The sequence below is a fragment of the Bartonella sp. CR84HXZ genome, assembly GCF_042194535.1.
In the GTDB taxonomy this organism is placed as follows: Bacteria; Pseudomonadota; Alphaproteobacteria; order Rhizobiales; family Rhizobiaceae; genus Bartonella; species Bartonella grahamii.
In genome coordinates, this window is sequence record NZ_JBHIMY010000057.1 from 1 (window position 1) to 2687 (window position 2687).

General features: G+C 39.0%; 3 protein-coding genes and 1 pseudogene. All 4 read right to left on the reverse strand.

The features are described 5' to 3' along the window. A pseudogene (locus ACFIKD_RS09135) lies at positions 1 to 147 on the reverse strand (SMI1/KNR4 family protein); the annotation flags it as partial. 109 nt (positions 148 to 256) lie between these two features. After that, the gene (locus ACFIKD_RS09140; protein ID WP_015856208.1) at positions 257 to 721 is read right to left on the reverse strand and encodes an SMI1/KNR4 family protein; all 465 of its coding nucleotides are present in this window, start codon (positions 719 to 721) and stop codon (positions 257 to 259) included. Continuing rightward, positions 718 to 1188 carry an SMI1/KNR4 family protein gene (locus tag ACFIKD_RS09145; RefSeq protein WP_375647851.1) on the reverse strand — a complete coding sequence of 157 codons (471 nt, stop codon included), beginning with the start codon at positions 1186 to 1188 and terminating at the stop codon, positions 718 to 720. The genes ACFIKD_RS09140 and ACFIKD_RS09145 overlap by 4 nt, the downstream gene beginning before the upstream one ends. A gap of 20 nt (positions 1189 to 1208) precedes the next feature. Beyond that, positions 1209 to 2687: HNH/ENDO VII family nuclease (locus ACFIKD_RS09150; protein ID WP_375647853.1), on the reverse strand; the 1479-nt coding region annotated here is incomplete at its 5' end.

The window sequence follows — 2687 nt, forward strand, 5'->3', positions numbered from 1 at the left end:
GTAAGAAGATGTGAATTGCAAACCTAGAGTTTCTTCAGCTCTCTTTATCCATACATCATCAGGAGCATCCTCTGCAGTGCCAAAATTAATAATATCACTATATTTATCAACTAATTGTGCAACATCATCTAAAGTATAAGTTTTCATAAGTCCTTCCCCCCCTAAAAAATATTAACGACGCTTGCATTCTTGAAAAGAAAAAAATAATGGTGGTTTAACATTGCAATTTGAAAGTAAAACCACCATACAAAGAAATTTACTTCAAGTTATCTGTAATTCTTTTACAGAGGAATTCATAAAAGTTACTTGCGTAATACTGGGAATCGCTAGGTGGAAATCTAAGATAGAGCGGGCACTCACCATTCTGGAATTGAGAATAATCAAAATAAAATGTCTCACCAAAATCAGTTCTACTCACAACAAGCTGCTGTGGTTTTGCCAAACCATTTTCTATATCCGTTATATGATAATAAACAATATCATCACTACGAGCAATTTCAAAATTTGTATTATAAACACTTAATATTTCCTCACCACAGATCTCCGCTCTTCCATAATTCTTCAAAAAACTTTTGTAGGAGGATGTGAATTGCAATTTAAGAATCCCCTCTGCTTTTTCAATTAGTACATCATCAACTGCTTCATCTGTAGTGCCAAAATCGATACTATCGCTATATTTATCAACTAGTACTACAACATCATCTAAGGTATAGGTTTTCATAAATCTTCCCCTGCATGTTCCTTAATTTTTTTGCAAAGGAATTCATAAAAGTTACTTGCATAATAAAGGGGATCTCCAGATATTACCTCAAAATAGAGTGGACATTCACCATCCTGAAACTGAGAGTAATCAAAGTAAAATGTCTCACCAAAATCTGTTCTACTCACAACAAGCCGCTGTGGTTTTGCTAAACCATTTTTTATATCATTTAAATTTCGATAAACAATATCACCAGCATGAATGCCCTTATACTCCGCATAAACGCTAAAGATTTCCTCACTACCAATTTCCCCCCCTTTATAATTTTTCAAAAAACTCTTGTAAGAAGATGTAAATTGCAAACCAAGAGATTCCTCAGCTTTCTTTACCCATATATCTTCTACCGCATCCTCTGCAGTGCCAAAATTAATAATATCACTATATTTATCAACTAATTGTGCAACATCAGATAAAGTATAAGTTTTCATAATTTGTTCTCCATAAATTGTTATTTTTTTAGCTTCATCTTTTCTTCTATAATCTTAGCCCGTTCTTGCCAATATTTTGATCTCCATCTATCAAACATATCTCTATCGATAAGCGATTTTTGTGTTTTAGGATAAATATGAATAACAGAAGTATATTTTTGATGAAACGTCTTTCTAATCTCTGCGATAGGGCCATCTTGTATTTGCAACATATGATGCAACTCTATAGGATCGCCATCAAAGCCAAGAGGCGCCCTTCCTGTTTTCATCCTCTCAATATTGGTACCCTCTACCGTTTTTCCTTTTTCTTCCCAACTAACAATCTGGTTAGGATCAAACAGATCTTCTCTTTGATAGACTTTGTTTGTCTGAGTAATTTTTTCTCCCTTGTAAGTCATTTCAAACTCAACCTCAATGGGATCCGCTGACCAGAATTTTCTTTCCTGACCCAAATATTGAGTTGCAACAATTTCATCACTCATCTTTCCAATTGATTGAGCGATTTCCTCTCCTGTCTTAACAGCTGCTGTTTCAGTTTTAGCAGCGAATTTGATGAGATCTTTTTCTACAAGCTTGCCAACAAGCTTTGCACCTCCCTTGGCTGCTGAAACAGCACCGTCAGTAAGCACTGTAGAACCCACTATATAAGCCACATCTCCTAATGGTTTACCTAGCATTTCGCCAGATTCAGCACCAGCACTGAATGCTCCATCCCTCCCTTTCTCCATTGTTTCATGTATGTGATCTATATGCCCCCCAAAGGAATCCTTTATGTGATCTATACGCCCTCTAAAGGAATCCTTAACACCTCCCCAGAATTGACCAACTCCTTCCCAAAGTTGACCAGCACCTTCCCAGACATCATCAAATATATGCCCACTCGTGGCCCAAGCTTTTGCTGTTCCAACGCCTTGAAGGGCACTTTGATAGATCTCATCAACTGAACTGTTTCCTATTGCCGATCCTAATTCTTTAACGTCATGAACTGTCGCATATATTCCGTTTCCTATTGCCGATCCTAATTCTTTAACGTCATGAGCTGTCTCAGATATTCCGTTTCCTATTGCTTTTACGGCACCAACAATCGTACCCTTCGCAAGACCTATCTCAAAAATCCTATCTTGCTCTTCACTAATCTCGAACCATTTTTCGTTAACCTCTCTTCGACACTGATCATCAGGGCACTCTTCTAACTCTTTCTTCTTCTGAGCGCGTTGTGCACTACTCAAAAAGTTATTTGCAGCGGCATTACCTGCGGCATCAGCGCCGGCATCAACATTGCCACCGGCAAGGGCAGCGGCAACGCCCCCCGCAGCCCGTGCGACATCAATGGTGTGATCTCTAAAGTCAGCAAACTGCGCATCAATCTTTGCGTTTATACGCGCTTCCTCTTCCGCAGTAGGGGTGCGCCCGTTTAGATCACCCATTTCCTCTTTCACAATGCCTTGCACCCACAATTGAAACTGGAGCATGGCTGTGGCTTCACCCACAGCCCCGCC